6 protein-coding genes are annotated in these 6,039 nt (G+C 38.5%); all 6 read right to left on the minus strand.

Annotated elements, in window-relative coordinates; translation table 11 throughout:
• Nucleotides 1-332: 332 nt before the first annotated feature.
• Nucleotides 333-665 carry a winged helix-turn-helix domain-containing protein gene (locus LKD71_RS17545; RefSeq protein ID WP_227616378.1) on the minus strand — a complete coding sequence of 111 codons (333 nt, stop codon included), beginning with the start codon at nucleotides 663-665 and terminating at the stop codon, nucleotides 333-335.
• A gap of 100 nt (nucleotides 666-765) precedes the next feature.
• On the minus strand, nucleotides 766-2,010 hold the full coding sequence (locus tag LKD71_RS18445) for a 3'-5' exonuclease (RefSeq protein ID WP_331466523.1): 1,245 nt from the start codon (nucleotides 2,008-2,010) through the stop codon (nucleotides 766-768).
• Nucleotides 1,979-2,968 (minus strand): helicase domain-containing protein, encoded by a 990-nt coding sequence (locus LKD71_RS18450; RefSeq protein WP_331466524.1) that lies wholly within the window; start codon nucleotides 2,966-2,968, stop codon nucleotides 1,979-1,981. The genes LKD71_RS18445 and LKD71_RS18450 overlap by 32 nt, the downstream gene beginning before the upstream one ends.
• Nucleotides 2,969-3,370: 402 nt before the next feature.
• Nucleotides 3,371-3,511, minus strand: a complete 141-nt coding sequence (locus tag LKD71_RS17555; RefSeq protein ID WP_029732077.1) for a Maff2 family mobile element protein — start codon at nucleotides 3,509-3,511, stop codon at nucleotides 3,371-3,373.
• A gap of 121 nt (nucleotides 3,512-3,632) precedes the next feature.
• Nucleotides 3,633-5,492: a VirD4-like conjugal transfer protein, CD1115 family gene (locus LKD71_RS17560; protein WP_331466525.1), complete on the minus strand. Its 1,860-nt coding sequence runs from the start codon at nucleotides 5,490-5,492 to the stop codon at nucleotides 3,633-3,635.
• Nucleotides 5,493-5,515: 23 nt separating this feature from the next.
• The gene (locus tag LKD71_RS17565; protein WP_109273659.1) at nucleotides 5,516-6,007 is read right to left on the minus strand and encodes a PcfB family protein; all 492 of its coding nucleotides are present in this window, start codon (nucleotides 6,005-6,007) and stop codon (nucleotides 5,516-5,518) included.
• Nucleotides 6,008-6,039 lie beyond the last annotated feature (32 nt).

Genomic DNA, 6,039 nt, shown 5'->3' on the forward strand with positions numbered 1-6,039 from the left:
GGCACTCCCCAACAAGATTCCCGCAGGGGCAAAATGAGCGATAAGCGAATTTTGGTACTGCGGTAGAATCTTGCTCTAAGAAAGTGACGGATTCCGCTGTGTAGGCTTCTGCTGATACCCTCGACGGAGAGGGCGGGGCTTCTGCCAACTTTGCGGCAATATTTTTCCCGTCATTATTACTACGCACTGGAAGAAAAATATGGCAAAGTCCCCCGGAAAATCTTTTCGTGTTTTCGTAACAGTATTTGACAAAAACGGGCGCAAAAAAACAGGAAACCTTTTTCTGATTTCCTGTTTACTGACTGCCAAAAAGGGCGGCGGTTATTCGGTTGTCATTCCCCGGAAGCAAACTTGTAGCCTATGCCTAAAACGGTCTTTATGTAGGTGGGGTTTTTGCTGTCCGGCTCTATCTTTTTCCGTAGGTTGTAAATCACGTTGACAACACTTGAATGGCAGCTATCGCTATCCATGTTCCAAACGGCTTCAAAAATCTGTTCTTGTGTGAGGACATTGCCGGGATTGGAAGCAAGGAATACAAGGGTACTGTATTCAAGGCGGGTAAGGTTTATTTCCTCCCCGTCCCTAAATACCCGGCGTTGGTGCTGCCTTATTTCCAGTCCCGGAAAAAAGAGTGTAGGAAAAACACCAAAAGACATGGTTTCCATTTTAGCTTGATTGGCAGTTATTAACGATATAATTTGTTCATATAAGTTGTTCTGATTATCTGTCCGAATTATTATTAACTTATCCATGTGTTTTCATGACCTATTCTGTCTGCGCTAGTTTTGTATGTTTAGAAGTTGCATATATCAATGGGCTAACTTCTTTTTCACAAAATAAGCTAAGTCTATGGAGTGCTCTGGTACAGGCAACGTATAAGAGATTTTTATCATCTTCATCATAGTAGTTTTGATTGTCTGCATCACAAATTAAGACGGCATCAAATTCCAACCCCTTTGACATATATACTGGTATAATGAATACACCTTGTAACTCTGCTGCACTTCCATTTCTGATTATTTGTATATCTAGTTTGTGCTTTATTTTGTTATACAAGCAGATGGAATTATTTTCAGTTTTACAAATTAATCCTATTGACTGTAATCCTTTTTCTTGGCATGATTTTACCTCTTCAACAATCTTGTCAATAAAGACTTCGGAATTATCCGCAATAAATACTTCCGGGCTATCCCCTTTCCGATTAAAACTTTTTATCTGTGGACTTTGTTCTATGAATTTTAAGCTAAAATTTAATATCTCATTCGTACAACGGAAACTTTTGTTCAACACGATAAGAGAAGATTTTTTCTTATTCAGTATTTTATGAATTTCTTCATAGAAAGATATATCCTCTTTTTTGGCAAGGGTTTGTTTCATATCCCCTAAGATTGTAAATTTAGCATTTGGAAATAATAAGCCGAATATTTCATATTGAAGCGGGTAATAGTCTTGAGCTTCATCAATGACAACCTGCTTGATATTTTTATATTCATTCGTTCCGTATATTTTTAAATATAAATAAAGCATTGCTATTGCGTCATCATAGTATATACAGCCTGCTTCCAGATTTTCTTTCGTATATTCCCGGATTTCCTTTATGCTCTCTGAGGAATTATTATTTTGCAATAAACTGAAAAAATAGGATTCATTGCTAAATAATGTTTTATACAACTCAAATATATCAATTTTTATAAATTTTTGTATTTCCTGCTTTACTAAATTTTTTTCTGCTTTATGTCCCCGTCCCTTTCCTGTTCCAAATATTAGTTCTAAAATATAATCTTCTAATTGCTCTAACTTTATGCCTAATGGAGTTTCTGTTCTTCCCAGTATCTTATCTTGTAGAGTCTGCCTGTTTACAACACATGTTCCTTCATAATAAACATCATCAAATTCTATCCATTGGCATGGAATATCATAAATAAATTTGTCTAATATTTCCCCAAAAAGTTTTGACGCTTTAAACTCGATACTGTCTTTATAAATTTTTTTTGTATTGTGAGGGAGCAATTATTTTTTCTAAAAAATCGTTCTTGGACTGAATTTTCCTGCCTTTTAACAGCATTTTTAGAATATCCTCAAATACAACGGAGATAACATTATCTTCTCCCAATTCGGGCAACACATTAGAAATATATTGCTCAAATATAGTATTAGGGGAAATAATCATAATATTATTTGCGGACAACTTTGTCTGTAATCCTTGATACATAAGATAAGCTGCCCGATGAAGGGCAATGGAAGTTTTACCGCTTCCTGCCACGCCCTGCACCATTAACAGGTCGTTTTCCATATCTCTGATAACAGCGTCCTGTTCTTGTTGTATTGTTTCAACTATCGCTTTCATTTTGGCGGTGGTATTCTGTGATAATAGTTGTCTTAAAAATTCATCAACAATCTGCACATCTGTATCAAAAAAATACTTTAACACTCCATTCTTTATTTCATACTGACGTTTTAATTTGAGTTCACCTGTTACCCGCCCGCATGGAGCGTCATAAAATGCTTCTCCTTTCATAAAGCGGTAAAAAATACTTGCAATCGGTGATCGCCAATCATAAACATACATCTCCTGATAACTGTTTTTCCGTAGAGAGGAACGTCCGATATATATTTTTTCACATTCTTCCTCATCATCAAATTTAAAATCAATACGGGCAAAATATGGTGATTTTATCATGTTTTCCAGTAAAAGTATTCTGTGTTCTTCTTCTTCATAATCTACAATTTTATCTGTAACAGGGTTCATATATTGACTTAACTCAACAAGTGCCTCAAATCCGTCAGAAGTGTATAGATTTGTAACACTATGTGTTGCGTTTTCACGAACTTCTTTTTTGGCTTCGATAATTTGTGATTTCTTTTTTTCTGCTGCTTCTTTTGCTTGTTTTAATTGTTCCTCGGCTAAAGATATAGTTTGCTTTAATCTTATTTCTTCGTACTCTCTTTCTGATTGATTATTTCCCATAAAAAATACCCTCCTTGATAAAAAACAACAGAAAAATTCTCACTGATACATTGCTAGGCTAGTTTAGCACACGTTTGCCTATATAAACAGTCTTGTAATCATGAAATTTGTATGATACTATTATGGTGGGAGAGAGAATACAAAAATATTGTATATGCAATAGTAAAAAGGTCAGTAGCCTTTCCCATTATCCCATATCTTCAGCAGACAGGAATACAAGCCCAGTAAATTCTTCTTACAGAACGTGGGAAAGCTGCACCTTAGCTTTCCATGTCCTGTGAATAGAGTTATCCATGATTCCATAGCCTGTTATGCACATTTCCATAATGCTTGTCTTTGGTTCTTTTGTTCGGAATAGTGTGGTGCTGGCGGTCTATCTCTTGTTTTCGGTTGCTTGCTTCTTTACCGTACATGAGCATTAGCACCGGGATTGTCATTTCCATATCCTTCCAGAAGGTTTACGACACCCCACACGCCAAGACCTGCGCCGATTGCGACTACAAGAGTTTTTAAAGTTGTAATTGCACTGCTAAAAAATGCCATATACATTCACCAAAACTGACTTCTTTCAGGTGTTTACGGGAATGAAAAAACACCGACTAAAAAGCCGGCGCACCTAATGTCAGTTATTCCTTTCCTCATTATTTTTCGTTCATTCCCATTGTTACTCCGACAACTCCACCTGAATTACCTCCACTTCTTCTTCGGGTTTCGGTGTGTACTGCGGATTTAACTCTTTTTCTACTTTGTATCGGTTTTTCTCATTTTCATCTGCAAGAAACCGATAATTTTTGTGTTTCGTGATATCATATTTGTCTGAGAAAAATGGTCTGGCACCACGAATCTGCAGGATACATTTTCCTCCATCCATGACTGCAATCTCATCTTCTGTCATCAGCTGTTTGCCTGTTTTCTGGTAATTCAATCCAAAGGACTTCTGATTGCTCCTCGTTTCCGAAGTGTTATACAGATCAATGGTTTCCTTACCCAGAAGTTCACTCATTTCCTTTAAGGTAGTTTTCTCTTTTTCACCAAGAAATAGTGTAGTATCACAGTTACCCAGAATGGTATCTGCACTATCCTTATACATTGCCTTTAGCTGACTCTGTGACTGCAAAATAATAGAAGCAGAGATTTCCCTGCTTCGGATAGTTGCAATCAGCTTGTCAAACTGAGGAATCTGCCCGATGTTGGCAAACTCATCAGCGATGACACGCACATGCACCGGAAGTCTTCCACCATATACATCGTCTGCCTTATCACAAAGCAAATTGAAAAGCTGTGACTGCAGCATCGCAATCACAAAGTTAAAGGTTGTATCTGTATCGGACATAATCAAGAACAAGGCTGTTTTCCTGTCCCCAATCTTATCCAGTTCCATTTCATCGTAAGACATGATCTCACGAAGTTCTGCGATATCAAATGGGGCAAGTCTGGCTCCACAGGATATCAAAATACTTTTCGCTGTCTTTCCAGCCGCCATTTTGTATTTTTTATATTGTCTGACCGCAAAATGCTGAGGTTCTTTTGCCTCCAGCTCTTCAAACAACATATCCACCGGATTCTGGTAAGTTTCATCCTCTTCACGGGTTTCACTTTCATTCAGCAGATCCAGAAGGGTGTTGAGATTTTTTTCTTCCTCTTTCCCCTCGTACCAGATAAACGCAATCAATGCTGTGTACAGCAATTTCTCTGCTTTCACCCAAAAATCTTCGGAAGCTTTTTCCCCTTCGCCTTTGGTATTAACAATGATTGTTGTAACCAGCTTCAGGATATCTTTTTCAGACCGTATATAAGCAAATGGATTGTAATGAAGCGATTTGGAAAAATTGATGGTATTCAGAACCTTAATCACATATGGCTCATGAACCACTTTTCCAGATTTATCTTTCATGATATTTCCATTCTTATCTTTCTTAGGTGGTCCCTTTGCTAACATCTTCCCACACTCTTCAATCAAAGTGCCTTTCGGATCTGTAATGACCATGGAACAGTTCATCTGCATGACCGATGGTTTTACGAAAAAACGTGTCTTACCGGAACCACTGCCGCCGATGACCACTATATTTTTATTTCTTGCATACTTCGGCTGCTTCGGTCTGCTCTCCATGGTCAGTGCTTCTGTTGCTGTCAATGGAATGTTCATCCATGAATCTTCCGACATATAAGGCTTGATATCCTCTGCGGTTCCCCATCTGGCTGAACCATACTCGATGCCTTTCCGTAATTTCTTTGCGTCTGCCTGTTTCTGCCAGACCAACACTTTCAGAACGACTGCAACAACAATACCTGCTAGCAGATCTTTCCAGTTATTGCTTAACACAAAACCAGCAAAAATCCGGTCTGCGTGTTCCATTGCATATAATAGTTTGTTCCCCATATCTTCTCCCGGACTGTTCCGGTAAAGAAAAAATGCCCGGTCTGCATAGAAAGCAGCCAGAGCATAAGGAATATTTGTAAGAACCAGTTTCTTTTTATCCAGGGCGGACAGCTTACCCCCGATTTTATTCTTCCACTTCTGCATCAGAGTTTTGCCGCTTTTCTTTTTCATCGACTCTGCTCCTGATGCCGGTTCTTTACTTTGTCCTTCGATTTCTTTGGCATCATTGCCCGGTAAGCTGCAAGACGCTTATGAATGGAAGGTTTATTCGCTTTTTGAATCTGTTTCTGGGAAAATTCACGGAAAGCAGCATTGAGTGCATCCTGATCACGTCCCTTGAAGAATACCAGATAAACCGGAGGCTCTTTGCTCTTGTCTTTTTTCAGAGCATAATTGATTCCGTATTTTCTGGCATATCGTTCAAAGGACTTGATATTTTTGTCCGTGATCTCGATATTGACCATCCCGGCATTCTGTTTTGCCAGCTCTTTTACCGTGACCTTTCCCTGTTTCGGCTGATTTTTCTGTGCTTTCTTCTCTACTGATTTCTGCTTCTGATGACGCAGATACGCAACAAGAACCTTTTTCAACAGGTCTGCTGTAATCTTAGTTGCCCGAATACAGAACGTGACCGTTTTCTGAGTTACCTCTTCCTGCATGACTTTTCCCTCCTTTCAGCGATTCAACTGCT

Origin of the sequence: Fusicatenibacter faecihominis (assembly GCF_020686945.1) — a bacterium.
GTDB lineage: Bacteria > Bacillota > Clostridia > Lachnospirales > Lachnospiraceae > Limivivens > Limivivens faecihominis.